The 25,579-nt window shown below is 70.7% G+C and carries 21 protein-coding genes, 1 tRNA gene and 1 pseudogene; 8 read left to right on the top strand and 15 right to left on the bottom strand.

What is annotated here, in order from left to right:
• The first annotated feature begins 256 nt into the window (after positions 1-256).
• Positions 257-1,024, top strand: a complete 768-nt coding sequence (locus tag AAFF41_RS21100) for a LuxR C-terminal-related transcriptional regulator (RefSeq protein ID WP_267062053.1) — start codon at positions 257-259, stop codon at positions 1,022-1,024.
• On the opposite strand, the gene tamR is transcribed toward AAFF41_RS21100, so the two are convergent.
• The gene (gene tamR, locus AAFF41_RS21095) at positions 983-1,480 is read right to left on the bottom strand and encodes a MarR family transcriptional regulator TamR (RefSeq protein WP_060901813.1); all 498 of its coding nucleotides are present in this window, start codon (positions 1,478-1,480) and stop codon (positions 983-985) included. The genes AAFF41_RS21100 and tamR overlap by 42 nt on opposite strands.
• A gap of 89 nt (positions 1,481-1,569) precedes the next feature.
• Here tamR and AAFF41_RS21090 point away from each other — a divergent pair, with 89 nt between their 5' ends.
• Entirely contained in the window at positions 1,570-2,379 is an 810-nt protein-coding gene (locus tag AAFF41_RS21090; protein WP_319748977.1) for a trans-aconitate 2-methyltransferase, read from the top strand.
• A 4-nt stretch (positions 2,380-2,383) separates the two neighbouring features.
• Positions 2,384-2,839: a VOC family protein gene (locus tag AAFF41_RS21085; protein WP_343324417.1), complete on the top strand. Its 456-nt coding sequence runs from the start codon at positions 2,384-2,386 to the stop codon at positions 2,837-2,839.
• On the opposite strand, the gene AAFF41_RS21080 is transcribed toward AAFF41_RS21085, so the two are convergent.
• Together AAFF41_RS21080 and AAFF41_RS21075 are read right to left on the bottom strand one after the other, a co-directional pair.
• Positions 2,836-3,516: a TetR/AcrR family transcriptional regulator gene (locus tag AAFF41_RS21080; RefSeq protein ID WP_075027284.1), complete on the bottom strand. Its 681-nt coding sequence runs from the start codon at positions 3,514-3,516 to the stop codon at positions 2,836-2,838. The two genes, AAFF41_RS21085 and AAFF41_RS21080, sit on opposite strands and share 4 nt — an antisense overlap.
• Positions 3,513-4,523 carry an acyl-CoA desaturase gene (locus tag AAFF41_RS21075; protein ID WP_343324416.1) on the bottom strand — a complete coding sequence of 337 codons (1,011 nt, stop codon included), beginning with the start codon at positions 4,521-4,523 and terminating at the stop codon, positions 3,513-3,515. Before AAFF41_RS21075 ends, AAFF41_RS21080 begins: the two co-directional genes overlap by 4 nt.
• A 319-nt stretch (positions 4,524-4,842) precedes the next feature.
• On the opposite strand from AAFF41_RS21075, the gene ppc reads away from it, so the two are divergent.
• Positions 4,843-7,587, top strand: a complete 2,745-nt coding sequence (gene ppc / locus AAFF41_RS21070; RefSeq protein WP_319748974.1) for a phosphoenolpyruvate carboxylase — start codon at positions 4,843-4,845, stop codon at positions 7,585-7,587.
• Positions 7,588-7,693: 106 nt separating this feature from the next.
• Here the strand turns inward: ppc and AAFF41_RS21065 are convergent, their stop codons facing one another.
• From AAFF41_RS21065 to AAFF41_RS21035, 7 genes are all read right to left on the bottom strand, one after another.
• On the bottom strand, positions 7,694-8,191 hold the full coding sequence (locus AAFF41_RS21065; RefSeq protein WP_319748973.1) for a hypothetical protein: 498 nt from the start codon (positions 8,189-8,191) through the stop codon (positions 7,694-7,696).
• A 129-nt stretch (positions 8,192-8,320) separates the two neighbouring features.
• Positions 8,321-8,932 (bottom strand): aminoacyl-tRNA hydrolase, encoded by a 612-nt coding sequence (gene pth / locus AAFF41_RS21060; RefSeq protein WP_067376219.1) that lies wholly within the window; start codon positions 8,930-8,932, stop codon positions 8,321-8,323.
• 81 nt (positions 8,933-9,013) lie between these two features.
• Positions 9,014-9,604, bottom strand: a complete 591-nt coding sequence (locus AAFF41_RS21055) for a 50S ribosomal protein L25/general stress protein Ctc (RefSeq protein ID WP_060901807.1) — start codon at positions 9,602-9,604, stop codon at positions 9,014-9,016.
• 163 nt (positions 9,605-9,767) lie between these two features.
• Entirely contained in the window at positions 9,768-10,742 is a 975-nt protein-coding gene (locus AAFF41_RS21050) for a ribose-phosphate diphosphokinase (protein ID WP_054233019.1), read from the bottom strand.
• A 150-nt stretch (positions 10,743-10,892) separates the two neighbouring features.
• Entirely contained in the window at positions 10,893-12,341 is a 1,449-nt protein-coding gene (glmU, locus tag AAFF41_RS21045; RefSeq protein ID WP_079090348.1) for a bifunctional UDP-N-acetylglucosamine diphosphorylase/glucosamine-1-phosphate N-acetyltransferase GlmU, read from the bottom strand.
• A gap of 126 nt (positions 12,342-12,467) precedes the next feature.
• Positions 12,468-12,543 (bottom strand) — tRNA-Gln (locus AAFF41_RS21040).
• A gap of 14 nt (positions 12,544-12,557) precedes the next feature.
• Positions 12,558-13,418, bottom strand: coding sequence for a hypothetical protein (locus tag AAFF41_RS21035; protein ID WP_319748972.1), 861 nt, complete (start codon positions 13,416-13,418; stop codon positions 12,558-12,560).
• Positions 13,419-13,585: 167 nt separating this feature from the next.
• Between AAFF41_RS21035 and AAFF41_RS21030 the strand changes: the two genes are divergently transcribed.
• Entirely contained in the window at positions 13,586-14,893 is a 1,308-nt protein-coding gene (locus AAFF41_RS21030; RefSeq protein WP_343324415.1) for a sensor histidine kinase, read from the top strand.
• A gap of 141 nt (positions 14,894-15,034) precedes the next feature.
• Here the strand turns inward: AAFF41_RS21030 and AAFF41_RS21025 are convergent, their stop codons facing one another.
• Together AAFF41_RS21025 and AAFF41_RS21020 are read right to left on the bottom strand one after the other, a co-directional pair.
• A complete protein-coding gene (locus tag AAFF41_RS21025) occupies positions 15,035-15,529 on the bottom strand; it encodes an SUKH-3 domain-containing protein (protein ID WP_319748970.1) in 495 nt (164 codons plus the stop codon).
• Positions 15,530-15,608: 79 nt separating this feature from the next.
• Entirely contained in the window at positions 15,609-16,118 is a 510-nt protein-coding gene (locus AAFF41_RS21020; protein WP_319748969.1) for a YwqJ-related putative deaminase, read from the bottom strand.
• A gap of 228 nt (positions 16,119-16,346) precedes the next feature.
• Here AAFF41_RS21020 and AAFF41_RS21015 point away from each other — a divergent pair, with 228 nt between their 5' ends.
• From AAFF41_RS21015 to AAFF41_RS21005, 3 genes and pseudogenes are all read left to right on the top strand, one after another.
• Positions 16,347-17,333, top strand: coding sequence for an SMI1/KNR4 family protein (locus AAFF41_RS21015; protein ID WP_319748968.1), 987 nt, complete (start codon positions 16,347-16,349; stop codon positions 17,331-17,333).
• A gap of 7 nt (positions 17,334-17,340) precedes the next feature.
• A complete protein-coding gene (locus AAFF41_RS21010; protein WP_343324414.1) occupies positions 17,341-20,130 on the top strand; it encodes an SUKH-4 family immunity protein in 2,790 nt (929 codons plus the stop codon).
• Positions 20,131-20,315: 185 nt separating this feature from the next.
• Positions 20,316-21,202: pseudogene (locus tag AAFF41_RS21005) on the top strand (cellulose-binding protein).
• A gap of 110 nt (positions 21,203-21,312) precedes the next feature.
• On the opposite strand, the gene AAFF41_RS21000 reads toward AAFF41_RS21005, so the two are convergent.
• The 3 genes from AAFF41_RS21000 to AAFF41_RS20990 all read right to left on the bottom strand — a co-directional run bounded on the left by AAFF41_RS21000 (position 21,313) and on the right by AAFF41_RS20990 (position 25,171).
• Positions 21,313-22,923, bottom strand: a complete 1,611-nt coding sequence (locus AAFF41_RS21000; RefSeq protein ID WP_319749058.1) for a sodium/solute symporter — start codon at positions 22,921-22,923, stop codon at positions 21,313-21,315.
• Positions 22,924-22,955: 32 nt separating this feature from the next.
• On the bottom strand, positions 22,956-23,453 hold the full coding sequence (locus AAFF41_RS20995) for a DUF485 domain-containing protein (RefSeq protein ID WP_319748965.1): 498 nt from the start codon (positions 23,451-23,453) through the stop codon (positions 22,956-22,958).
• A 224-nt stretch (positions 23,454-23,677) separates the two neighbouring features.
• A complete protein-coding gene (locus tag AAFF41_RS20990; RefSeq protein WP_319749057.1) occupies positions 23,678-25,171 on the bottom strand; it encodes an MFS transporter in 1,494 nt (497 codons plus the stop codon).
• Positions 25,172-25,579 lie beyond the last annotated feature (408 nt).

Raw genomic sequence — 25,579 nt, 5'->3', positions numbered from 1 at the left:
AAACGCGTCGGCCAATCAGTTCTGCAAATTGCCTTCCGCTGCCCGCCCCCGGTCGTACCCTGTGAACAGCGCCGGTGGGGGCCGGTGCTGATCAGGGGGCGAGACAGTCGGGTACGACGCCCGAAGTGGGGGTAGCAGTTCCAGCACGGCGGCGGCCGTGCGGCTGCGGCACCCCGTTTTCCGAGTTCGAGCGGGCTCGGGATCACTTCGGGTGTCGTACCTGCGCCGGTCCGTCCCCCGACCAGTGGGGGTATCAGTGGTTCGCATCCGTGTCCTGGTCGTCGACGACCACCGCATCTTCGCCGAGTCGCTCGCCGCCGCCCTGGCCGCCGAGCCCGACGTCGACGTGTCCGCCGCGGGCAGCGGCCCGGCCGCGCTGCGCTGCCTGGAGCGGGCGTCCGCGGAGGGCCGCAGATTCGACGTGCTCCTCGTCGACGCCGACCTGGGCGGCAATCTGCCCGGCGCCCGTCCTGCCGTACCGGTCCAGGAGGGCAACGAGGACGGGCTCGTCGACGGCATCTCGCTGGTCGCGGGCGTCCGTTCGGGGCAGCCGAGCGTGCGCATCGTCGTCCTCGCCGAGAAGGACGATCCGCGCCGCGCCGCCCTCGCACTGCAGGCCGGCGCCTCGGGGTGGGTCGCCAAGGACTGTTCCCTGTCGCGGCTGCTCACCGTCATACGGGGTGTGCTGCGCGACGAGACACATCTGCCGCCCGCCCTGCTCACCGGCGTCCTGCGGGAGTTGACCGCCGCGCGCAAGCACCGCACCGAGAGCGAGCGGCTGGTCGAGTCGCTCACGCCGCGGGAGCGGGAAGTGCTGCGGTGCATGGTCGCGGGGCTGGGGCGCAAGGCCGTCGCGGAGAGGTTGTTCCTCTCCCCGCACACCGTCCGGACCCATATGCAGAACGTGCTGGGGAAGTTGGGCGTCCACTCGACGCTCGCCGCGGTCGCCCTCGCCCGCCGGGCCGGGGTCGGGCCCGTCGACCTAACCGGGGATGTTGTCGAACGGGGCGGTCAGCTGGCGTAGCAGGGACGCGAGCTCACCGCGCTGCGCCCTGCTGAGTTCGGCCAGGATCGCGCGCTCCTGGTCGAGGAGTCCGGCGAGCGCCTGGTCGGCGCGGTCGCGTCCCTCGTCCGTGAGGCGCACGAGTACGCCCCGGCGGTCGCTCGGGTCCGGGAGGCGCTCCACCAGGCCCTTCTTCGTCAGCCGGTCGATGCGGTTGGTCATCGTGCCGGAGGTGACGAGCGTCTGCGTGAGCAGCTGGCCGGGGGAGAGCTGGTACGGGGAGCCCGCGCGCCGCAGTGCGGTCAGCACGTCGAACTCCCAGGGCTCCAGGCTGTGCTCGGAGAACGCCAACCGTCGGGCGCGGTCCAGGTGCCGGGCGAGCCTGCTCACCCGGCTGAGTACCTCGAGCGGTTCCACGTCGAGGTCAGGGCGCTCCCGGCGCCATGCTGCGACCAGCCGATCGACCTCGTCCTCCATGACGATCAGTGTAGTGGTTGTGTCGACATGAAGTCTCTTGATATCAAGTCTCTTGACGTCGAGATATACGTGAGGGGAAAGTAGCAGACATGACCACTCCCACCTGGGACCCCGCCCAGTACCTGCGCCACGCCGGCCACCGCGCCCGCCCGTTCATCGACCTCCTCGCCCGGGTCCCCGACCTCCCCGGCACCCCGCCCCACATCGCCGACCTCGGCTGCGGCCCCGGCAACGTGACCGTCCTCCTCGCCGACCGCTGGCCCACCGCGCGCATCACCGGGTACGACAACTCACCCGAGATGCTCGCCAGGACACAGCCGTACGCGGGCCCCACGGCCGGCGGCGGACGCCTCGACTTCGCCCACGCGGACGCGGCGACCTGGACGCCCACGGAGACGTACGACCTGATCGTGTCGAACGCGGCGCTGCAGTGGGTGCCCGGGCATCTGGAACGGTTCCGCGACTGGATCGCCGCACTGGCGCCCGGCGGCACCTTCGCCTTCCAGGTCCCCGACAACATCGACGCGCCCCTGCACGCCCTGATGCGCGAGCTCGCCGCCTCCGCCCGCTGGAAGGACCGCCTCGAAGACGTCCTGCGACACGAGGACTCCGTCCACGAACCGCTGGTCTACCTGGACCGACTGGCCCGCCTCGGCTGCGAGACGGACGTCTGGCAGACGACGTACGAACAGATCCTGACCGGTGAGGATCCGGTACTGGACTGGGTGAAGGGCACAGGGCTGCGCCCGGTGCTGACGGCCCTCGCCGACGACCCGGAGGCCCGCGACGCCTTCGTCACCGCATACCGCGACCTGCTGCGCGACGCCTATCCGGCCGCCCCGTACGGCACGGTGCTGCCCTTCCGCCGCCTGTTCGCCGTGGCGCACAAGGGAGCGTGAGCGGATGCTCGCCGCCGTCCACCACGTCCAGCTCGCGGCCCCGCCCGGCTCGGAGGACCTCCTGCGCGGGTACTACGTCGAGGTGCTCGGCATGACCGAGATCCCCAAACCGCCCGTCCTCGCCGCCCGAGGCGGCTGCTGGTTCCGGGCGGGGGCCGTGCACCTGCACCTGGGGATCGAGAAGGACTTCCGGCCCGCGAAGAAGGCCCACCCCGGGCTGCGCGTCACCGGCATCGAGGAGTTCGCCGCCCGCCTGCGGGCCCACGAGGCCGAGGCCACCTGGGACGACAACCTCCCCGGCCACCGCCGCTTCTACTCCGAGGACCCCGTCGGCAACCGACTGGAGTTCCTGGAGCCACTCGGATCCGTGGAGCCGTTCGGATCCTGGGAGCGGCTCGGGTCCCTGGAGCCGTTCGGGTCCGTGGAGCAGCTCGGATCCATGGAACAGCCCGGGTCCTAGGACTTGCGATGCCCGATCAAACGCGGCTTCGGCTCCAGACCGTCCAGGCCGTGCCAGGCCAGGTTCACCAGATGGGCCGCCACCTCCGCCTTGCGGGGCTTGCGGACGTCCAGCCACCACTGACCCGTCAGAGCGACCATGCCGACCAGGGCCTGGGCGTACAGGGGAGCCAGTTTCGGGTCGAAGCCGCGCAGCTTGAACTCACGGCCCAGGATGTCCTCCACCTGGGTGGCGATGTCCGAGATCAGCGAGGCGAAGGAACCCGTCGACTGGGGAATGGGCGAGTCGCGGACCAGGATCCGGAAGCCGTCCGTGTACTCCTCGATGTAGTCCAGGAGGGCGAACGCGGCCTGCTCGCACAGCTCGCGGGGGTGACCGGCGGTGAGGGAACCGGTCACCATGTCCAGCAGACGGCGCATCTCGCGGTCCACCACCACCGCGTACAGCCCCTCCTTGCCGCCGAAGTGCTCGTAGACCACCGGTTTGGAGACGCCGGCCTTCGCCGCGATCTCCTCCACCGACGTCCCCTCGAAGCCCTTCGCCGCGAACAGGGTGCGACCGATCTCCAGCAGCTGCTGACGGCGCTCCGCACCGGTCATGCGGGTGCGGCGCGCACGCCGCGGCTTTTCACTGCTGCTCGGGGTGCTGCTGGAGTCGGTCGCCACGCTGTCAATCATGCCGCTTCAGCGGTTTCCGTCTTGCCCCGGGAGGCCGACCCCTCCGTGTTGCGCTTCGAATCGATACGCGAGCGTGACGGCCAGCGCACGTCGTACGCCCAGCCGAGCTGCTCGCACCAGCGGATGATCCGCGCCGAGGAGTCGACCTGGCCACGCTGTACGCCGTGCCGCGCCGAGGTCGGGTCGGCGTGGTGCAGGTTGTGCCAGGACTCACCGCAGGAGAGCACGGCCAGCCACCACACGTTGCCCGAGCGGTCCCGCGACTTGAAGGGCCGCTTGCCCACCGCGTGACAGATCGAGTTGATCGACCAGGTGACGTGGTGCAGCAGCGCCACCCGGACGAGCGAGCCCCAGAAGAAGCCGGTGAACGCGCCCCACCAGGACATCGTCGCCAGACCACCGATCAGCGGGGGGAGAGCGAGGGACAGCATCGTCCAGTAGATGAACTGGCGCGAGATCGCGCGGATCGCCGGGTCCTTGATCAGGTCCGGCGCGTACTTCTCCTGAGGGGTCCGCTCCTGGTCGAACATCCAGCCGATGTGCGCCCACCACAGGCCCTTCATCAGAGCCGGCACCGTCTCCCCGTAGCGCCACGGCGAGTGGGGGTCACCCTCGGCGTCGGAGAACTTGTGATGCTTGCGATGGTCGGCGACCCAACGGACCACAGGGCCCTCGACCGCCATCGAACCGGCGATCGCCAGCCCGATCCGCAGCGGGCGCTTCGCCTTGAAGGAGCCGTGCGTGAAATAGCGGTGGTAGCCGATCGTGACGCCGTGGCAACCCAGGTAGTAGAAGAAGACCAGCAGGCCGATGTCCAGCCAGCTCACCCCCCGGCCCCAGGCCAGCGGCACCGCTGCCACGAGGGCTACGAACGGAACAGCGATGAAGAGAAGCAGCGTGATCTGTTCGAGTGACCCCTTCCGCTCGCCACCCAGCGTGGCAGCGGGGAGCGAGGCGTCGTCGGGCGACCGCGGGGCGTCGTCGATCACGTCGGAACTCGTGGGCATGAGCATCCCCTGTGGGGTTCGAGGGCGGGGGAGGTGGCCGGTCACGGGATCTCAGAGTCCTCCTGTCAGCTGACGGGAGGTCCTACGCATCCGTAACTTACGGCGTCGTAAGTATGGCAGCGCGCAGCCTGGCGGCAAGAGCCCAACAGCCTGCGCGTCCGCATGGACACCTATCCTTGGATTCGGTCGGACAGCGCGGTCCGTTCTGTTTTCTTCCCGGATGCCACGTCCCTAAGCGGCACCCCGCCGCGCGACCACCATCCGGGTTCCCTCCCTGACGAGCTTCAGACGAGCTTCCACACTGCAAGGAGCCGCACCTGTGAGCAGTGCCGACGACCAGACCACGACGACCAGCAGCGAGCTGCGCGCCGACATCCGCCGCCTGGGCGACCTGCTCGGTGAGACCCTCGTCCGTCAGGAGGGCCCCGAGCTCCTGGAACTGGTCGAGAAGGTCCGCCGCCTGACCCGCGAGGACGGCGAGGCAGCCGCCGAGCTGCTGCGCGGCACCGAACTGGAGACCGCGGCCAAGCTGGTCCGCGCCTTCTCCACGTACTTCCATCTGGCGAACGTCACCGAGCAGGTGCACCGCGGCCGCGAGCTGCGCGCCAAGCGAGCCGCCGAGGGCGGACTCCTCGCCCGAACGGCGGACCGGCTCAAGGACGCCGACCCCGAACACCTGAAGCAGACCGTCAAGAACCTGAACGTCCGCCCGGTCTTCACCGCCCACCCGACGGAAGCCGCCCGCCGTTCGGTCCTCAACAAGCTGCGCCGTATCGCCGCGCTCCTCGAGACCCCCGTCATCGAGGCCGACCGCCGCCGCTACGACACCCGGCTGGCCGAGAACATCGACCTGGTGTGGCAGACGGACGAGCTGCGCGTGGTCCGCCCGGAGCCCGCGGACGAGGCCCGCAACGCCATCTACTACCTGGACGAGCTGCACGCCGGCGCGGTGGGCGACGTCCTGGAGGATCTCACCGCGGAGCTGGAACGCGTCGGTGTGCGACTCCCGGACGACACCCGGCCGCTCACCTTCGGCACCTGGATCGGCGGCGACCGCGACGGCAACCCGAACGTCACCCCGGCCGTCACCTGGGACGTCCTGATCCTCCAGCACGAACACGGCATCAACGACGCCCTGGACGTCATCGACGAACTCCGCGGCTTCCTCTCCAACTCCATCCGCTACACCGGCGCCACCGAGGAACTCCTCGAATCCCTCCAGAGCGACCTGGAACGCCTCCCCGAGATCAGCCCCCGCTACAAGCGCCTCAACGCCGAGGAGCCCTACCGGCTCAAGGCCACCTGCATCCGGCAGAAGCTGGAGAACACCAAGCAGCGCCTCGCCACGGGCACCCCGCACGACGAGGGCCGCGACTACCTCGGCACCGGCGAACTCCTGCGCGACCTCACCCTCATCCAGACCTCGCTGCGCGAGCACCGCGGCGCCCTGTTCGCCGACGGCCGGATGAACCGCACCATCCGCACCCTGGCCGCCTTCGGCCTCCAGCTCGCCACCATGGACGTACGCGAGCACGCCGACGCCCACCACCACGCCCTCGGCCAGCTGTTCGACCGCCTCGGCGAGGAATCCTGGCGTTACGTCGACATGCCCCGCGACTACCGCGCCAAGCTCCTCGCCAAGGAACTCCGCTCCCGTCGCCCGCTCGCCCCGACCCCCGCGCCCCTCGACGCCGCCGGTGAGAAGACCCTCGGAGTCTTCGGGACGGTCAAGAAGGCCCTGGAGATCTTCGGACCCGAGGTCATCGAGTCGTACATCATCTCGATGTGCCAGGGCGCCGACGACGTGTTCGCCGCGGCCGTACTCGCGCGGGAGGCCGGCCTGCTCGACCTGCACGCCGGCTGGGCCAAGATCGGCATCGTCCCGCTCCTGGAGACGACGGACGAGCTGAAGGCCGCCGACACGATCCTCGAGGACATGCTCTCCGACCCCTCCTACCGCCGCCTCGTGGCGCTGCGCGGGGACGTCCAGGAGGTCATGCTCGGCTACTCCGACTCCTCGAAGTTCGGCGGCATCACGACCAGCCAGTGGGAGATCCACCGCGCCCAGCGCCGCCTGCGCGACGTCGCCCACCGCTACGGCGTACGCCTGCGTCTCTTCCACGGCCGCGGCGGCACCGTCGGCCGCGGCGGCGGCCCCTCCCACGACGCGATCCTCGCGCAGCCCTGGGGCACGCTGGAGGGCGAGATCAAGGTGACCGAGCAGGGCGAGGTCATCTCCGACAAGTACCTCGTGCCCTCGCTCGCCCGCGAGAACCTGGAACTCACCGTCGCAGCCACCCTCCAGGCCTCCGCCCTGCACACCGCCCCCCGCCAGTCCGACGAGGCGCTGGCCCGCTGGGACGCGGCCATGGACGTCGTCTCCGACGCCGCCCACAACGCCTACCGACGACTCGTCGAGGACCCGGACCTCCCGGCGTACTTCTTCGCCGCCACCCCCGTCGACCAGCTCGCCGACCTGCACCTCGGCTCGCGGCCCTCCCGCCGCCCCGACAGCGGGGCCGGTCTCGACGGACTGAGGGCCATCCCCTGGGTCTTCGGCTGGACCCAGTCACGGCAGATCGTGCCCGGCTGGTTCGGCGTCGGCTCCGGCCTCAAGGCCCTGCGCGAGGCAGGCCTGCGGCAAGAAGGGGACGCCGTGCTCGACGAGATGCACGAGCAGTGGCACTTCTTCCAGAACTTCCTCTCCAACGTCGAGATGACCCTCGCGAAGACCGACCTGCGGATCGCCCGCCACTACGTCGACACCCTCGTCCCCGACGACCTCAAGCACGTCTTCGCCACCATCGAGGCCGAACACGAGCTGACCGTCCGCGAGGTACTGCGCGTCACCGGCGGCAAGGAGCTCCTGGACACCAACCCGGTCCTCCAGCAGACCTTCTCCATCCGCGACGCCTACCTGGACCCGATCTCCTACCTCCAGGTCGCGCTCCTCAAGCGCCAGCGCGACGAGGCCGCGGCCGGCGCCGAGCCGGACCCGCTGCTCTCACGCGCGCTGCTCCTGACGGTCAACGGAGTGGCGGCCGGACTGCGCAACACCGGCTGACGCCCGCGGGACCCACGCAAAAGCGGTGCCCCGCGTTCGTACGAACGCGGGGCACCGCTCATTTCAAGCAGCCTTGATTTCGAGCACCCGTCACTTCAGGACCAGGTCACAGAAGCAGGAACGTGGCCGTCAGCTGCGCGATCCCCGCCCCCGCCAGCACCCACGCCGCCCGCCGCAGTCGCAGGCCACCCGCCACCACCACCGAGGCGAGCAACAGAGCGCCACCCAAGGGGACCCAGGCGTAGAGAACGCCCGCCGGACCACTACGGACGACATCACTGCTGCCGGGTTTCACCGTCACCGTGTACGTCCGGCCCTTGCGCACCGCGACCGCCTCGTCGATGGTGACGCGCGCCCGCGCCCGCGACCCCGTCGAGGTCGGCGCGTACGTCCCCGTACAGACCTCGCCGGAGCACCCGGTCACGGTCATCGTCCCCTGCTCCCGGCCCTTGCTCAGCATCACGTGCTGAGCCGTGCCCCAGGAACCCCAGACGCCCGCGATCAGGATCAGCGCCGCGACCGTACCCATCGCCGCGAGCCGCCCGAACCGCAGCGCCGGATGTGTGCTCCGACGGGAGCCTCGATGTGCGGCGACGGCAGGCATGGCGGCGATCCTTGGCCATGGCTGTGCGCCCGGTCAACTCCGGTCGGTTCCGGTGGGCGACAAGTCGGCAGTTGTGCGCGTACATCGACCGCCCCGAAGATCACCCGGGGCACCGCCCCGGAGAGCCGCTCAGGAGTTGTACGTGCCCTGCGCCCGCTCCAGCCCCTCGATGACGAGGCACTCCACGGCGTCCGAGGCCCGGTCCACGAAGTAGTCGAGTTCCTTGCGCTCCGCCGAGGAGAAGTCCTTCAGGACGAAGTCGGCGACCTGCATCCGCCCCGGAGGCCGCCCGATGCCGAACCGCACCCGGTGGTAGTCGGAGCCCATCGCCTTCGTCATCGACTTCAGCCCGTTGTGGCCGTTGTCGCCACCACCGAGCTTCAGGCGCAGCACACCGTAGTCGATGTCCAGCTCGTCATGGATCGCGACGATGTTCGCCGTCGGCACCTTGTAGAAGTCCCGCAGCGCGGTCACCGGGCCGCCGGACAGGTTCATGTACGACATCGGCTTGGCCAGGATCACCCGGCGGTTCGCCGGGCCCGGCGGGCCGATACGCCCCTCGATCACCTGCGCCTGTGCCTTGCCGGCCCGCTTGAACCTGCCGCCGATCCGCTCCGCCAGCAGGTCGGCGACCATGAAGCCCACGTTGTGCCGGTTCATGGCGTACTCGGGGCCCGGGTTGCCGAGGCCCACGATCAGCCAGGGGGCGCCCGCATCGGTCGTCACGTCGGTGTCTCCCATGTGTCCTTGATACGCGGCAGCCGCCGCTCCTGAGGGGAGCGGCGGCTGACACAGATGAAGATTCCGGGGGAATCAGGCCGATCAGGCCTCGGCGGCCTCGTCGCCCGCGGCCTCGCCCTCGGAGGGCTCCTCCGCCTGGGCGGACAGGACCTGCAGGACGACCGCGTCCTCGTCGATCGCCAGCGTGGTGCCCTTGGGCAGCGGGATGTCCTTGGCGTGGATGGAGGCACCGGCCTCCAGGCCCGCGATGGAGACGGTGACCGACTCCGGGATGTGGGTGGCCTCGGCCTCGACCGTGAGGGTGTTCAGCACGTGCTCGAGCAGGAAGCTGCCCGGGGCCAGCTCGCCCTCGGTCTGCACGAAGACCTCGACGGTGACCTTCTCGCCGCGCTTCACGAGGAGCAGGTCGACGTGCTCGAGGAAGCCCTTGATGGCGTCGCGCTGGACGGCCTTCGGGATCGCCAGCTGGGTCTTGCCCTCGATGTCCAGGGAGAGCAGGACGTTCGGGGTGCGCAGGGCGAGCAGCAGCTCGTGGCCCGGCAGCGTGATGTGGACGGGCTCGGCACCGTGGCCGTAGACCACGGCGGGAACCTTGCTGTCACGGCGGATGCGGCGGGCGGCGCCCTTGCCGAACTCGGTGCGGGTCTCGGCGGCGAGCTTGACCTCGGACATGTGCACTCCTCGTAGAAATCTGGGGAAGGTGGTCACCCGGCCAAACAATCGGCCTGCTACGAAGAGCGCGTCGATAACGGACCGCCGCACAAAAAAGTGCGGCCTCCCTCGCCGAGCAACTTGGGCAGTCTACTCGGCAGGGAGGCCACACCCAAAAGGATCTTTACTGCTCCTCGAACAGGCTCGTCACCGAGCCGTCCTCGAAGACCTCACGGACCGCGTTGGCGATCGTCGGCGCGATCGACAGGACCGTGATCTTGTCGAGCTCCAGCTCGCCCGGGGTCGGCAGGGTGTCCGTGAAGATGAACTCGCTGACCTTGGAGTTCTTCAGACGGTCGGCCGCCGGGCCGGAGAGCACACCGTGCGTGGCCGTGACGATGACGTCCTCCGCGCCGTGCGCGAAGAGGGCGTCGGCGGCGGCGCAGATCGTGCCACCGGTGTCGATCATGTCGTCGACGAGGACACAGACGCGGCCCTTCACGTCACCCACGACCTCGTGGACGGTGACCTGGTTGGCGACGTCCTTGTCGCGGCGCTTGTGCACGATCGCCAGCGGCGCGTCCAGGCGGTCGCACCAGCGGTCGGCGACGCGCACCCGGCCGGCGTCCGGGGAGACGACGGTGAGCTTCGACTTGTCGACCTTCGCCCCGACGTAGTCCGCCAGGATCGGCAGCGCGAAGAGGTGGTCGACCGGGCCGTCGAAGAAGCCCTGGATCTGGTCGGTGTGCAGGTCGACCGTGAGGATCCGGTCGGCGCCCGCGGTCTTCATCAGATCGGCGATCAGACGCGCCGAGATCGGTTCACGTCCACGGTGCTTCTTGTCCTGCCGCGCGTAACCGTAGAAGGGCACGATCACGGTGATGCTCCGAGCGGAGGCCCGCTTCAGAGCGTCGATCATGATCAACTGCTCCATGATCCACTTGTTGATGGGAGCCGTGTGGCTCTGCATCAGGAAGCAGTCGGCGCCGCGCGCGGACTCCTGGTAGCGGACGTAGATCTCACCGTTGGCGAAGTCGAAGGCCTTCGTCGGGACAACCCCGACACCCAGCTTATGGGCGACCTCCTCGGCAAGCTCGGGGTGGGCGCGGCCGGAGAAGAACATCATCTTCTTCTCGCCGGTCGTCTTGAACCCGGTCACAGCACTGTCTCCTCAGAGGTGTCTCAGCTGGGGCGTGAGAAGCCTTCTCAACCGGAGTGCGAGAAGCCTTCTCAGCTGGGGGTACGGGTGCGCATTTATGCGAGGTGTGCACTTATCACGGTACGCCGTGTCAGACGCACCTGTTTCCGATCAGGCTTCGCCCTCCGGCTCCCGGGAGGCCGCCTCCGCCGCCTTCGCGGCCGCGCTTCCGGGACGCTTGCGGGCCACCCAACCCTCGATATTCCGCTGCTGGCCACGGGCCACGGCCAGCGAACCGGGGGGTACGTCCTTGGTGATCACGGAGCCCGCCGCGGTGTAGGCGCCGTCCCCGACAGTGACAGGAGCCACAAACATGTTGTCCGAACCGGTACGGCAGTGGGAGCCCACGGTGGTGTGGTGCTTCTCCTGCCCGTCGTAGTTCACGAAGACGCTCGCCGCACCGATGTTCGAGTACTCGCCGATCGTCGCGTCGCCCACGTAGGACAGGTGCGGGATCTTGGTGCCCTCGCCGATCGTGGCGTTCTTCGTCTCCACGTACGTGCCGATCTTGGCCTTCAGACCGAGGCGCGTGCCCGGACGGAGGTACGCGAACGGACCCACGCTCGCCCGCGGCCCGACCTCGGCGCTGTCGGCGACGGTGTTGTCGACGCGGGCCCCCGCGCCCACCGTGGTGTCCTTGAGGCGGGAGTTGGGGCCGACCTCGGCGCCCTCGGCGAGGTGTGTGGCGCCCTGGAGCTGGGTGCCCGGGTGGACGATCGCGTCCTGCTCGAAGGTGACGGTCACGTCGATCCAGGTCGAGGCGGGGTCGACGACGGTCACTCCGGCGAGCATGGCCTCGGTGAGCAGGCGGTCGTTGAGGATGCGGCGGGCCTCGGCGAGCTGGACGCGGTTGTTGATACCGGCGATCTCACGGTGGTCGCCGGCGACGGCCGCGCCGACCCGGTGCCCGGCCTCGCGCAGGATCCCGAGGACGTCGGTCAGGTACTCCTCACCCTGGCTGTTGTCCGTCCGCACCTTCCCGAGCGCGTCCGCGAGGAGCTGCCCGTCGAAGGCGAAGACCCCGGAGTTGATCTCACGGATCGCGCGCTGCGACTCGTTCGCGTCCTTGTGCTCGACGATCGCGGTGACCGCGCCGCTGGCACCGTCCCGCACGATGCGGCCGTAGCCGGTGGCGTCGGGGACCTCGGCGGTGAGCACCGTGACGGCGTTGCCGTCGGAGGTGTGGGTGGCGGCGAGCTGCCGCAGGGTCTCGCCGCTGAGCAGCGGGGTGTCGCCGCAGACCACGACGACCGTGCCGTCGACGACGCCGCCCAGCTCTTCCAGGCCCATCCGTACGGCGTGGCCGGTGCCGTTCTGTTCGGCCTGCACGGCCGTCCGTACGCCGGGGTCGATCTCGGCGAGGTGCGCGGTGACCTTCTCGCGGGCGTGACCCACCACGACGACCAGGTTCTCCGGCTCCAACGCGCGCGCGGCCGCGAGCACATGGCCGACCAGGGAGCGGCCGCACAGTTCGTGCAGGACCTTGGGTGTGGCCGACTTCATACGGGTGCCCTCACCCGCTGCGAGAACGACGACGGCTGCCGGAGGATTGACGCTCACTGGTATGCCCTTCGGCTTCGGATGGCTGGGGTGTGGACATCCGCAGGATACCGGGGCGTTTCAGGGGGGACATGAGAGCGGGCCCTGACAGAGCTGTCAGGGCCCGAACCAAGGCCTTGTGTGCTGTGGCTCCCCCGCAAGGATTCGAACCTTGTCCTACTGGTACCAAAAACCAGTGTGCTGCCAGTTACACCACGGGGGATGGCCCTTGAGACCTTACCCGAGTCGGGTCTGAGTCTGGGCCACGATTCTGCCCCACCAGCCTTCAATGCGGCAGTAGAGCTCGGCTCCTTGCAGAACCCGGACGACGAGGCAACCGCGGTACGCGTCGCCGACGTTCTTTCGGACGGTCTTCGGGTTGTGCTTCTTGAGCGTCGTCGGCTGGAGGGCGGCGGCGTCGATGTCGACGAGGTCGGCCCAGTACCGCTCGGCGGTGGTCACATCCGCGGTTTCGTGGATCATGACGCGGAAGTTCAGCCGTTCTCGTGGCACGTCCAGCAGATCCAGCCACGCGAGGTAGACCTGAATCACTCCGGGATCGCTGTTGATGAAGATCACGGCTTCTCGACGTTGATACGGCTTGCTCTTCTGCCCCTCGGCCCAGTAGAGGGCGACTCCGGCCATGAACAGTTCCCGGTCGGACAGTTCTCCGATGGATTCGGCAGCCTGGCGCTTGGTCTCCTCGCGTACCCGCTCCTGCTCGGCGCGCAGTCGTGCGAGCCCCGCGTTCATGCGGGCTCGCTGTTCCTCCGGGGTGCAGCGGGGTTCCGGGTGGGGCAGATCCCGCACCCACAGCGAAACCGAACTCTTCGAGCAGCCCAGCTCCGCCTGGATCTCGTTGTACGTCCAGCCCTGCCCCCGCAGCTCTCGGGCCCTGTCCCGCAGGTCGTCCTTCGCGTTCGGGCGCTTCGTCCACTCCGGGGGCGGCTCGCCCGCGACGAGGCGTTGGAGGGTCTCCTTGTTGTGGACCTGAAGTTCGTCCCGGATCTGCCGGAGGCTCAGTCCCGCCCGGCGCAGCGTGGTCGCTCGTTCGCGCAAGGTCTCGAAATCCGCGTACTTGTTCTGTGGATGTGCCATGGGCATACCGTCCGGGCTGAATGTGATCTTCCGTGGCCGAACGGGGAGTGAATCAGCAGTTCGAGGGATATTGGTGGGTTTCGCTTCTGTTCGATTGCGGGGTGTGGTGGAGGCCAGGAGGTGAAAGTCACCGGAAATGGGGCGGGGTGCGACCGTAGGCTGGAGGCATGACCACGACGGGGGAAGAGCACACCGCGGCCGGTATCGGGCCGTGGTGGTGGGTCAGATGGCGTAGTGCGGTGTTGGACGCGAGCCTCGCGTCGGCGTCGGCGGTGGAGTGCGCGGTCGAGGGGATTCCGTTCGCGCGCGACGCGGGCCTGCCGGTTCCGGTGGGTGTGGGGTTCGGACTGGTCGCCGGCTCCGTGCTGCTGTTGCGCCGGCGCTGGCCGATCGCGGTCGTGCTGGTGTCGATCGCCATCACGCCGGCCCAGATGGGGTTCCTGATGGGACTCGTCGGGCTGTACACGCTGGCCGCGTCCGAGCTGCCGCGCCGGATCATCGGGGCGCTCGCGGGGATGTCCTTCGCGGGGATGCTGATCGTCACGTTCGTGCGGGCGCACCAGGGCATGGTCCGCGGGGACGTGACGATGGGGGACTGGTTCGTTCCGTTCGTCTCCATCACGACCGCGATCGGGATGACCGCGCCGCCCGTGCTGCTCGGGTTGTACGTGGGGGCGCGGCGGCGGCTGATGGAGAGCCTGCGGGAGCGGGCGGACTCGTTGGAGCGGGAGTTGCAGCTGCTCGCCGAGCGGGCCGAGGAGCGGGCGGAGTGGGCGCGCAACGAGGAGCGGACACGGATCGCGCGGGAGATGCACGACGTGGTGGCGCACCGGGTGTCGTTGATGGTGGTGCACGCGGCGGCGTTGCAGGCCGTGGCGCGGAAGGATCCCGAGAAGGCCGTGAAGAACGCCGCGCTGGTGGGGGACATGGGGCGGCAGGCGTTGACGGAGTTGCGCGAGATGTTGGGTGTGCTGCGTACGGGGGACGGGTTGTCGTCCGTGCGGGTGCGGTCGGTGCCGTTGGCGGCCGTGGGGGTGGCGGCCGCGGTGGCGGCCTCGCGGGCGGTCGATGACGGGGCCGAGGGGCCGAGTCTTGCCGAGCTGGACGAGCTGGTCGGGCAGTCGGCGGCTGCGGGGATGGTGGTGGATCTCTCAGTGGAGGGTGACACCCGGGGGTATGCGGCGGAGATCGAGCAGACGGCGTACCGGGTGGTTCAGGAGGCTCTGACCAACGTGCACAAGCATGCGGCGGGGGCGAAGACGCATGTTCGGCTCGCTCATCGCGACGCGGAGATCGCGATGCAGGTGGAGAACGAGTGTCCGCCGGAGCCGGGGTCGGCGTCGGCCATGCATCTGCCCAGTGGTGGTAACGGTTTGGTGGGTATGAAGGAGCGGGTTGCCGCGCTGGGGGGAGTGTTCGTGTCCGGGCCGACGGATTCGGGTGGGTTCCGGGTGTCGGCGGTGATCCCGGCGTAGGCCCTTCGGGGGGTGCGGTCGTTGGGTGCGGGTGGGTGGGGGCTGAGCGCGCAGTTCCCCGCGCCCCTGGGGGCGGGGCTGCGCCCCGGCCCTCACTCACCCGCAGCGGAAGAACCCTCCCTGGGGGTGGCCGGCCGGCCGTCAGCCCGCGGTCAGGCGGACGGGGGCGATGCCGGACAGGAGGGTGGTGAGGGCGGTGTCGATCTCGGGGCCCAGGTACCAGTCGCCGGTGTGGTCGAGTGCGTAGACGCGGCCCTCGGAGTCGATGGCGAGCAGGGCGCGGGAGTCGGACTCCTCGCCGAGGGGGCAGACCTCGGTGTCCAGGGCGCGGCCGAGGTCGCCGAGGGTGCGGGCCATGTGGAGGCCGTGCAGGGGGTCGAAGTGGAGCGCGGTCGGCGCCAGCTGACGGCCGGGCCCGGAGGGCTTCACGTGCAGTCCGCCGAATTCCGCCCACGCCTCCACCGCCGCGGGGAACACGGCGTGCCGGTGTCCCGCGGACGACTCGTGGCTCCGCAGCGCGTCGGCCCAGTACTCGGCCTGCTTTATGTCCCAGCGCCCGGGTTGCCACCCCGCGGAGCGCAGCGCGGCGTCCACGGGTACGGGGAAGCGTGTGGTGGAGGAGCGGTCGGCGTGCATCTGCCCTTCGTTCGTCGAGGGTCGGGACATCGGCGCGCTGGCGGGGGCGCCGTACGTACGGGTGCGGGGATGGGGGAGGTCAGGAGCCGCCGGTCGTCGCGGTCGGGTCGACGACGCGGACGCCGAAGTGGTCGCTGAGCGCCGTGCAGGCGCGGCAGGGCGCGGCGAAGCTGCCGTGCAGCGGGTCGCCGTCCTCGCGGATCCGGCGTGCGGTGAGTTTGGCCTGTTTGAGGGCTTTGCGTGCCTCGCCGTTGGTCATCGGCTTGCGGGCGGCGCGTTTGCTGCGGGTGGCGTCGACGGTGGCGATGTGCCGGGAGATGAGGATCGCCTCGGCGCAGCGGCCGGTGAAGCGGTCGCGTTGCGCGCTGGTGAGGGTGTCGAGGAAGTCCTGGACCAGCGGGTGAAGGGCGGGCGGCTGGTCGCCGCGGGCGGCGGTGCCGGTGAGGGTGGCGCCGCGTACGGAGAGGGCGGCGGCGACGGTGGGAAGTATGCCGTCGCGGCGGTGCAGGAGGGTGGGTGCGTGGGCCGCTTCGGCGCTGCTCCAGCCGACGCGCGGGTCCCCGGACGTGCCCGTATGTGTCGCGTTCATGATCGTTCTTCCCTCCCATGCATCCCCCGATGCGGCTACAGACTGCCAAATGGCGTGGCGGGTGCGGTAGCTGGGGCGCGCGACACGCCCGGGCTTCGTCATACCGTCACGGCGGGGTGACGGCAGGTCACGGAACCGGAGGCCCGGTGACCGGTGTCTTCCCACCGCATAGGCTGTCGATATCCGCGATCCACACAGCCATTGAGAACGCCGCAGGGGGCAACCGCCATGACGACAGGTCGGCTCGGGCAGCAAGCCGCGCCGCCGAACGCGGCCTACGCCGGGCAGGTCGTGCATTTCCCGGATCCGGTCCGGGCCGCTCGCCACCCCAGGGGTGTGCGGGTCGACGCGCACGGCTACCCCGACTTCTCGCCGTACGCGCGTGCCGCCGCGGAGATCGCCGAGCCCCCGGAGGGTTTCGGCGTGGACGAACTGCGGTTGACGGACTATGTGTCGGCGAACGCCGCGCTCGCCACCGCGGGGCACGACCTGTGGGACACGATTCCGTCCGTGGCCACTCCGCATGGCTGGACCTGGCACCATGTGCGGGGCACACGGCGGATGGAGCTCGTCCCCGTGGAGGTCAAGGCGCTGTTGCGGCATCACGGCGGCATCGCGACGGCGGCCGTCGATCACGGCAAGCGGGGGACGCGTCCGTTGCAGGACACGCGGCCCGCGCACTTCGGGCTGCCGAAGTCGTCGGTCGCGGTGAGCGAGCAGCAGGTGCTCGGGGTCGAGGAGGATCTCGGCTATCGGCTGCCGGGCGCCTATCGGTCCTTCCTGAAGGCCGCGGGCGGGTGCGCGCCGGTCGGTGCCGCGCTCGACGCGGAACTGGGTCTGCTGGTGGACCAGCCGTTCTTCACGGTGCGCGAGGAAGCCGCCGTGAACGACCTCGTCTACATCAACAAGTGCCTGCGCGACCATCTGACCAAGGATTATCTGTGCGTCGGATTCGTGCAGGGCGGCCTGCTCGCCGTCAAGGTGAAGGGTGACGCGATCGGGTCGGTCTGGTTCTGCGCGTACGACGATGCCCGCGACCAGGACGCCTGGCCGCCGGCCGAGCGTGTGCAGCGGCTGTTGCTGCCCTGCGGCGCCGACTTCGACCAGTTCCTGTCCCGACTCGCGGGCAATCCGCCGGAGTTGGAGACGGTGGCGAACCTGATGGTGGACGGTGGCTTCGCGCGCGCCGTTCCTGTCTCTTCCCTGGGGGAGTGAACGTCCGATGGTGACCTTCGCGCAGGCGCAGGAGCGCGCGGAAGAGTGGATCAACGGCGAGGTGCCCGGGTACCAGCACCGTGAGGTGCGGGTGCGGGAGTTCGAACTCGGGTTCGTGGTGTGGGCCGAGGACCGCGTCGACGGTCCGCGTTCCGACGGGGGCGCGCAGCGGCTCGTCATCGCGCGGGACAGCGGGGAGGCGACGCTCTGGCCCGGGCTGCCGGTCGGTGAGGTGATCCGCCGGTACGAGGAGGAGTACGGGGTGCCGCAGGCGTCCCCGGAAGCGGCCCCGGCGCCTCCGGCCCGGGTCGATCTGAACCAGACGTCGTTCTTGCTGAGCCCTCCGGAGTGGTTGCAGGAGGCGGCGGACAAGCTGGGTATTCCGGATCGGCGGGCGGGTGCGACGGCCGGCGGTGCCCATGGCGCGGGTACCGGGGGCGGCGTCGGTGCGGGTTCCGGTGCGGGTTCCCACGCGGGTTCCCCTGCCAACCGGGCTTCCGCGGCGGGTGGTTCGATGCCCCCCTCCCCGTCTTCTCCTCCCGCTCCTTCTTCTCCTTCGGACGCGCCGCCGCCGTGGCCCGCCGCCGCGACCGGTGACGAGCGGGACGCGGGTCCGCGGGATGCTGTGGGGGCGCCGGGCGTGCCCGCTTCGGCGACTCCGTGGGCGGGAACGGACACCGCCGGGGACGGGGGCGAGGACCGTTCCGTGCCGCTGCCGGCGACCGTGTTCGCGCCGCCGCTGACCGACGCCGACGACAAGGCGGGTCCGGGTGCGCCGCCCGGTGTGACCCCGGACGCCAAGACGGCTCTGATGTCCGGCGGCAGTCAACTCCCGCGCACGGCACAGGCGCCCGCGGTCGACGACCGCACGGCCCCGCCGGCGTACGGCTACCCACAGGCAGGCCCGGGCGCACCGGGCATGCCGGGCACGCCGCCTCCTGGTGTGCCGGTTCCTGGTGTTCCGCAGGGCACGCCTCCTTCTGGACCGCCGGCCGCGTACGGCTACCCGCAGGGGCCCGGTGGCGCTCCCGGGACGCCTCCTCCTCCTCCGCCGCCCGGTGTTCCGCAGGGCTCGCCTCCGCCCGGTGGGCCCGGGTACGGGTACCCGCAGGGGCAGGCCCCCGTCGCGCCGCCGCGGCCGCTGCCGCCGAACGCCGGTGACATCGCCGACGCCGCGACGAGCAAGGCGCAGGCGCCGCCGAGGGGCGCGCGGGGTGGTGGCGTGAGCGCGCCGCCTCCGCCGAGCGCCCCGGGTGTTCCGGGTGTGCGGCCGGGGAGCGCCCCGCCGCCCCCGCCGCCGTCGTCCGGGCCCGGTGCTCCGGGCACCCCGGCGGGCGGGTACGTACCGACGCAGCTCGTCTCGCAGCTCGGCCCGAACGGGCCAGGGGCTCCTGGTGTGCCTGGCGCGCCCGGCGCTCCGCAGCCTCCGGGTGGTACGCCGCCCGGGGGTGTCCATCACGCCGCGACCATGTTGGCGGGTCCGCCCGCGGGTGCTCCCGGCGCGCCCCAGCCTCCCGGTACGCCCGGTACGCCCGGTGCACCCGGTGCACCCGGTGCGCCCGGTGCTCCGCAGCCTCCGGGCACCCCGCCCCCGGGCGGTGTCCACCACGCCGCCACCATGCTGGCCGGTCCTCCGGCCGGTCCTCCGGTCGTCGGTCCCGGCGTACCGCCGCCCCCGCAGGCCCCTGGCATGCCTCCGGGCGCGCCGCAGCCGATGCCGGGACAGCCCATGGCCGGACAGCCCATGCCCGGACAGCCCATGCCCGGTCAGCCGATGCCCCCGGGGCAGCAGCCTCCGGCGTACGGCTACCCGCAGGCAGGTCAGCCGACCGTCGGGCCGGGGTATCAGGCCGTACTGCGCTACCGCGCGCAGGACGGTTCCGAGCAGCAGTTGATCCGGCGCTCGGCGCCGGGGACCCCGCACCCGGAGTGGCAGATCCTGCACGAGCTGCGCGCGATGAACGTGCCGCCGCAGCAAGTTCTGGAGCTGCACACGGAGTTGGAGTCGTGCGAGCTGCCGGGCGCGTACTGCGCGCGGATGATCCGGGAGAGCTGGCCGCAGGCGCGGATCACCAGCATCGCGCCGTACGGCACGGATCACGCGAGCCGTCAGCAGGGTATGCACCAGCTCCTCGCGCATCAGGGCGAGTTGCACCAGGTGGCGGACGGTCCCGCGCGTCCGGCGCCGGTGCGGGCGCCGATTCCGCCGGTGCAGCCCGCACCGCCGGTTCCGCCGGAGGCGATCGGGCAGGAGCTGGCGGCGGCGTTCGGGCCTGGTCTGTTCCGGTTCGACCAGGCCGCGGTGTCGCGGCAGGGTGTGCCGAACATCGTGGCGCACACGCTGGTGGTGGCCGGACTGCCGGTCGACATGGGCCCGTTCTTCTGGGCGCAGGCGCAGCCGGGCCGTCCGGTGCCGACGCTCGCCGAGCTGGCGCAGGAGCGTGGGGTGCAGCCGGCCGCGGACGCGGGCTCGTACCTCGTCATGGGCAGTGACTTCGGCAAGGCGATCTGTGTCCAGTACGGCACCGCGAACATCGTGGCCGTGCCGGTGGAGGCGGGTCCGGGCGGTGCCTCGGTGCCGCCGCAGTTCGTGAACACGGGGCTGCCCGAGTTCGCGCGTTGTCTGGCTCTGCTCGGCCGGATGTGGCGGCTGCGGTTCGGGCTCAACCAGGAGCAGGCGGGCCGTTGGACCGTCGACTTCCAGGCGCAGCTCGCCTCGCTCGACCCGGCGGCGCTCGGCTCGCCGGAGAGTTGGTGGTCGGTGCTGCTGGAGCAGATGTGGGACGGCCTGCTGTGATGCGGCGCTGAGGGTCCGTCAGGGAGCCGAAAGGGTTGGACCCGGTCGTATGACCGGGTCCAACCCTTTTTACGCGACTGGCCGCTACGAATGCGCGGAGTGTCGCGTTATGAACACTTACGCCTGATCCACCAAGATGTGCGCCACATCGTGTTGTACGTCGCACAGTGGAGAGGGGCCCAGGGATGAGCAGCGCATCGGTGTCGCCGCACGGCTTCGTGACCGTACGGGGACGCGGTTACCGTCCCGAGCAGGTCGACGCGTACTTCGCTGCGCTCTCGCGGGTCCGCGACACCGCCTGGGAACGGGCCGCACGGCTGACCGTCCTGGCCAAGGAGATGGACGCTGAGGTCGGGCGGCTGCGGGAGGTCGTGGCGCGGCTGGCCCCGCAGACGTACGAGACGCTCGGCGAGCGCGCCTGCCGGATTCGCGAGCTCGGCGAGGAGGAGGCCGCGGCGGTGCGCGAGAACGCGCGGAGCGCGGCCCGGCTGGCCGTCGAGGAGGCCGAGGCGGAGGGGCGGCGCATGCGTGAGGCGGCGCAGGCGTACGCCGACGAGTTGCGCGGCGAGGCCGAGGAGCGCGCCCGGCACCGTCTCCTCGCCGCCCGCGCCGAGGCCGACGAGATGCGGATCGCCGCCCGTCGCGCGGTCAAGGAGGGCCGGGGGAGGCGCTGGCGGCGTTGCGCGAGGTGCGGCAGCGCACCGAAGGTTTCCTCGCCGAGCAGGAGAGGGAACACGCGGAGCGCTGGGAGGAGGCGGAGCGTGCGGCGGTGGAGCGGGCGGCCGGGCTCGACGCGCACCACGTGAAGCGGGGGGTGCGCGCCGAGGCCGCGTTGGCCGAGGCCGAGCGTGCCCTCTCCGAGGCCGAGGAGGCGGCCAGGCTCGAGCAGGAAGGTGCGATGGCGCGAGCCGCTGAGGTGGTGGCCGAGGCTCGTGTTCGTGAGGAGCGGATCGTTCGGGAGACGGAGCGGGTGCTGCGTGAGCACGGGGAGCGGTGGGACGACGTACGGGCGCAGATGGAACACGTGCGGAGGAGTCTCATGACGCTGACCGGGCGGACGCCGGTGGAGTAGTGGGCGAGGTGTGGGTCGTTCTTACGCTGCGGGCGGGTTGCGGCTGCTCGCGCCCACGCGGCGGAGCCGCACGACGTCAACGCCTCGCGCCCCTTGCGGGGCGTTGACCCTTACGGCGTTCTCCGTACCGCCCCCGCCAGGATCCACCCCTCCACCGCCTCGTACTGTCTGCGCTGTTCCTGCGCCTTGCGGCGCCCGGAGATCACCGTCCCCAGCCATCCGTAGGCGAAGCCCAGGGGAATGGACACGAGGCCGGTGGTGGTGAACGGGAACCAGTTGAAGTCGGCCTCGGGGAAGGCCGAGGTGGGGGAGCCGGAGACCAGGTTGGTGCCGGTCATGAGGATCAGGACGGTCAGCGTTCCGCCGATGAGGGTGCACAGGAGGCCCGTGCGGGTGTAGCGGCGCCAGAAGAGGCCGTAGACCAGCGCGGGCGCTATGGCCGAGGCGCCCAGGCAGAACGACAGCGTGACCAGGGGTTGCAGGCTGCGGTGCTGGACGAAGGTGGCGAGCAGGATCGCCGGTGCGCCGACCGCGAGCGCGGAGACGCGGGCGAGGGTCATCTCGCGGCGCGGGGACAGCTCCCGGATCCGCCCGGCGAACACGTCGTGGGCGAGGGAGTTGGCGCAGGCGAGGATCATCCCGGCGACCGAGGCGAGGAGCGTGAGGAAGATCGCTGTCGTCACGGTCGTGAAGAGGAGGGTCTCGGCCGTCGACACGTCCGGTCCGAACGCGGCCCTGGATCCCAGGAGGTACGCCGTGTTGCCCTGCGGGTCGGCGGCCGCGATCACGGTCCGTCCGATCAGCGCCGTGGCCCCGAACCCGACGACCGTGATGACCAGCACGAAGACGGCCACGCAGGGCACCGCCCAGGACATCGAGCGGCGGACCTGGCGGGCGCTGCCCGCGGTGTACATGCGCATGGTGATGTGCGGCAGGCAGGCGCCGCCGAGGACCACGGTCAGCTCCGAACTGATCATGTCGATACGGGGGTTGGGTCCGCCCGCGAACTGCAGGCCGGAGTGCAGGAACGCGGTTCCGACGCCGCTGTTGCGGGCCGCGGTGTCGAACAGGGCCCCGGGGTCCCAGCCGAAGCGCTGCAGGATGAGGGCGGAGACCACGGTGCCCGAGCCGAGCAGCATCACGATCTTCAGGATCTGGATGAGGGCGGTGCCCTTCATGCCGCCGATCGCCGCGTAGCTGATCATCAGTGTGCCGAGGCCGATGATGCAGCCGGTCTTGAGGGAGTCGCTGGAGAAGCCGAGGATGAAGGCCAGCAGATCGCCCGCGCCGGCGAGTTGGACCAGCATCAGCGGCAGCAGGGCGACGAGGGTCGCGGCGCACGCCGTGATGCGTACCGCGCGCCCCGGCATCCGTCGTGCGAGCGCGTCGCCCATGGTGAACCGGCCCGCGTTGCGCAGCGGTTCGGCCAGCAGGAACATCAGCAGCATCAGCGACAGGGCGGTGCTGAGGGCGAGGACGACACCGTCGTACCCGGCGAGGGCGATGACGCCGCCGGTGCCGAGGACGGTCGCGGCGGAGATGTAGTCCCCGGCGATGGCGAGGCCGTTGCGCATCGGCGACAGGGAGCCGTAGCCCGTGTAGAACTCGTCGAGGTCGTCGCGGTCCGGTCCGGTCATCACGCACAGCAGCAGCGTGATCGTGGCGACGGCCGTGAACGCCACCAGCGACATGGCCCGCGCGGAACTGCTGAACCCGACCATGCTCGTCAGGGCGGTCACCTCGGACACCTGGCTCATCGGGCCGCCTCCCGCTTCGCGTCCAGCTGGGTCTGCCGGCGGATCCGGTCCGCGATCGGGTCGACGCGCCGGCGCGCGGTGTACTCGTACAGCCCGATCGCCAGGCAGGTCACCGGCACCTGGAGCAGGCCGAGCAGCAGCCCGGTCGGCAGTCCGCCGGAGACTTCGCTCGCCATCAGCCCCGGCGCGAACGCCGACAGGAAGAGGAAGAGGGTGAAGTAGCCGAGCGCGGTGAGCGTCGCGACCCGTCGTTGCCGGCGGTAGGCGCCGCGCAGGACGCGGATGTCGCTGTGCCGGCCGAGTGCGTGGTGACGCGGTTGTCGCTTTCTCTCGGGCTCGGGTGGCTGGGGCTGCGGTTGCCAGGGATAGGTGAGGTACGCGGGCGACGTGTGGTGGGGGAACGGGTGCGGGGACGAGTGCGGCGGTGGGTGGAGCGGGTCGTACGGCGGCTGGTGCCGCCTCTGGTGCTCGGGGGACGAGAACGCGTCTTGCATCCCGTGATCTCCTTGCGTGGCTCGGGTCCGGTGCGGACCGCAGGGAGTTGGGGGGTGGGCGAGGCACGCACGCTACTCGCAGGTAGTCGGTATGCGTGAGGCTTTCACCAAACTGAGCGGTCGGTATGCGCTTACTTCGACGACCCGCGGTGTTACCCGTATGTGCACCGGGAGTTAACCGACAGTTCCACTCCGGCCCTGCCGCCCAGGGCGGCCGGCTCTTCTCAGTCCCCGGGATTCCCGAGGACCGGAAAACGCCGCGGTGCCACGAACAGCAGGACCAGGAAGGCGAGTGCGGCGGCGCCCGCCGCGCCGAGGTAGACGGCGTGGACCGCGTCGGCGACCGCGTGGCGCACATGCTCGGCGGGCGCGCCCGAGCCCAGCGCCCGCGTCACCGCGTCCAGGTCCCCGGCGCCGCCGAGCCGCGCGGCCAGCACCCCGTTGGCGATCGCGCCGAACAGGGTCGCGCCGATGGTCTGGCCGGTCTGGCGGCAGAAGAGGACCGACGCCGTCGTCGTGCCGCGCTCCTCCCAGCCGACCGTCGACTGGACTCCGATGATCAGGGGGAGTTGGAAGAGGCCCAGGGCGCCGCCCAGCAGGAGCATCAGCAGGGCCGGCTGCCAGGGCTCGCCGGGGTAGGGCAGGAAGGGGAAGGCGAGCAGGATCAGGGTCGCGGTGCCGATGCCGAGCATCGCGGTGTTGCGGAAACCGATCCGCCCGTAGACGTGCTGGCTGAACGCCGCCGACACCGGCCAGCTCAACGTCCATACGGAGAGCACGAATCCGGCGGCGACGGGCGCCAGGCCGAGGACCGCCTGCGCGTACGTGGGCAGGAACACCGTGGGGGCGACCATGAGCAACCCCAGTGCGCCGAGCGCCAGGTTGACGGCCGCGATCGTGCGGCGCCGCCACACCCAGCCGGGGATGATCGGCTCGGCCGCCCGGCGTTCGATCAGGACCACGGCACCGATCAGCGCGAGTCCCGTACCGAACAGGGCGAGCGACGGGGCCGACAGCCAGTCCCAGGCGACCCCGCCCTGCACCAGCGCGGTGAGCAGCACACCGCCGCAGGCGAAGACGGCCAGCGCGCCCGCCCAGTCGATCCGGGGGCGACGGCCGGAGGACTCCCGTACCGGCTCGTGCAGATGGCGGACGATCAGCCACAGCGCCAGCGCGCCGATCGGCAGGTTGATGAGAAAGATCCAGCGCCAGTCGGCGTACGCGGCGAGAACCCCGCCGAGGGAGGGGCCCGCGATCGCCGAGGTCGCCCACACCGTGGACAGCTTGGCCTGGATCTTGGGGCGCTCCTTGAGCGGGTAGAGGTCCGCGGCGAGCGTCTGCACCGTGCCCTGCAACGCGCCGCCGCCCAGGCCCTGCACGATCCGGAAGGCGATGAGCGCGGCCATGTTCCAGGCGGTGGCGCACAGCAGCGAACCGAGGAGGAAGACGGCGGCGCCCGCGACGAGGACCGGCTTGCGGCCGAAGGTGTCGGACAGCTTCCCGTACACCGGCAGGGTGACCGTCACCGCGAGCAGATAGCCCGAGAACAGCCAGGAGAAGACGGAGAAGCCGCCGAGGTCGCCGACGATCTGCGGTACGGCCGTGGAGACGATGGTGGAGTCGAGCGCGGCCAGCGCCATGGAGAGCATCAAGGCGGCGACGACGGCACCCCTGCGGCTGCGCGAGGCCGATGGGTGCTTCGTCGCCGCGGCCCGTATTCCGGTGTCCCCCTGGCCCACTGGAGCGCCTCCCCTGATCGGTTCCCCCTGCAACTATCCGCCGTCCCCCACCATCTCACTTGACCTTCACGTAGCGGGAGGGTGGAGGCTGACGGGCACCGAGGGTGGAGGCAACCCCGAGAGGGACTCCACCGAAGGGTGGACCGCCCCTAGGGGTCTCTCCCCACTAGGGCTCGGGGGGCGTTCGTACCGGCGGAGGACGAGACGGGGCGAGGCCGTCCTTAACCTGGCTTTATGCCGCTGAGGGCGGTGGGCCGAATCCACGGGGGTGGGGTTTTCCCCCGTAGAAGACTGCGCTGGGCACCAGCGCGCCGGACCACCCCCCGCCACCAGACTTACCGACGTAGCGAAGAGCACTTCATCCGCTGACCGACATAGGAGATACAC

Origin of the sequence: Streptomyces mirabilis, assembly GCF_039503195.1 — a bacterium.
Lineage (GTDB): Bacteria > Actinomycetota > Actinomycetes > Streptomycetales > Streptomycetaceae > Streptomyces > Streptomyces mirabilis_D.
This window is presented reverse-complemented; position numbering and strand designations above follow the sequence as displayed.

Excerpts from the sequence above, each read along its gene's own strand:
- tamR (WP_060901813.1), bottom strand. The coding sequence starts at position 1,480 with ATGGAGGACGAGGTCGATCGGCTGGTCGCAGCATGGCGCCGGGAGCGC.
- AAFF41_RS21090 (WP_319748977.1), top strand. The coding sequence starts at position 1,570 with ATGACCACTCCCACCTGGGACCCCGCCCAGTACCTGCGCCACGCCGGC.
- AAFF41_RS21085 (WP_343324417.1), top strand. The coding sequence starts at position 2,384 with ATGCTCGCCGCCGTCCACCACGTCCAGCTCGCGGCCCCGCCCGGCTCG.
- AAFF41_RS21080 (WP_075027284.1), bottom strand. The coding sequence starts at position 3,516 with ATGATTGACAGCGTGGCGACCGACTCCAGCAGCACCCCGAGCAGCAGT.
- AAFF41_RS21075 (WP_343324416.1), bottom strand. The coding sequence starts at position 4,523 with ATGCCCACGAGTTCCGACGTGATCGACGACGCCCCGCGGTCGCCCGAC.
- AAFF41_RS21065 (WP_319748973.1), bottom strand. The coding sequence starts at position 8,191 with ATGCCTGCCGTCGCCGCACATCGAGGCTCCCGTCGGAGCACACATCCG.
- pth (WP_067376219.1), bottom strand. The coding sequence starts at position 8,932 with ATGGGAGACACCGACGTGACGACCGATGCGGGCGCCCCCTGGCTGATC.
- AAFF41_RS21055 (WP_060901807.1), bottom strand. The coding sequence starts at position 9,604 with ATGTCCGAGGTCAAGCTCGCCGCCGAGACCCGCACCGAGTTCGGCAAG.
- AAFF41_RS21035 (WP_319748972.1), bottom strand. The coding sequence starts at position 13,418 with ATGGCACATCCACAGAACAAGTACGCGGATTTCGAGACCTTGCGCGAA.
- AAFF41_RS21030 (WP_343324415.1), top strand. The coding sequence starts at position 13,586 with ATGACCACGACGGGGGAAGAGCACACCGCGGCCGGTATCGGGCCGTGG.
- AAFF41_RS21025 (WP_319748970.1), bottom strand. The coding sequence starts at position 15,529 with ATGCACGCCGACCGCTCCTCCACCACACGCTTCCCCGTACCCGTGGAC.
- AAFF41_RS21020 (WP_319748969.1), bottom strand. The coding sequence starts at position 16,118 with ATGAACGCGACACATACGGGCACGTCCGGGGACCCGCGCGTCGGCTGG.
- AAFF41_RS21015 (WP_319748968.1), top strand. The coding sequence starts at position 16,347 with ATGACGACAGGTCGGCTCGGGCAGCAAGCCGCGCCGCCGAACGCGGCC.
- AAFF41_RS21010 (WP_343324414.1), top strand. The coding sequence starts at position 17,341 with ATGGTGACCTTCGCGCAGGCGCAGGAGCGCGCGGAAGAGTGGATCAAC.
- AAFF41_RS21000 (WP_319749058.1), bottom strand. The coding sequence starts at position 22,923 with ATGGTCGGGTTCAGCAGTTCCGCGCGGGCCATGTCGCTGGTGGCGTTC.
- AAFF41_RS20995 (WP_319748965.1), bottom strand. The coding sequence starts at position 23,453 with ATGCAAGACGCGTTCTCGTCCCCCGAGCACCAGAGGCGGCACCAGCCG.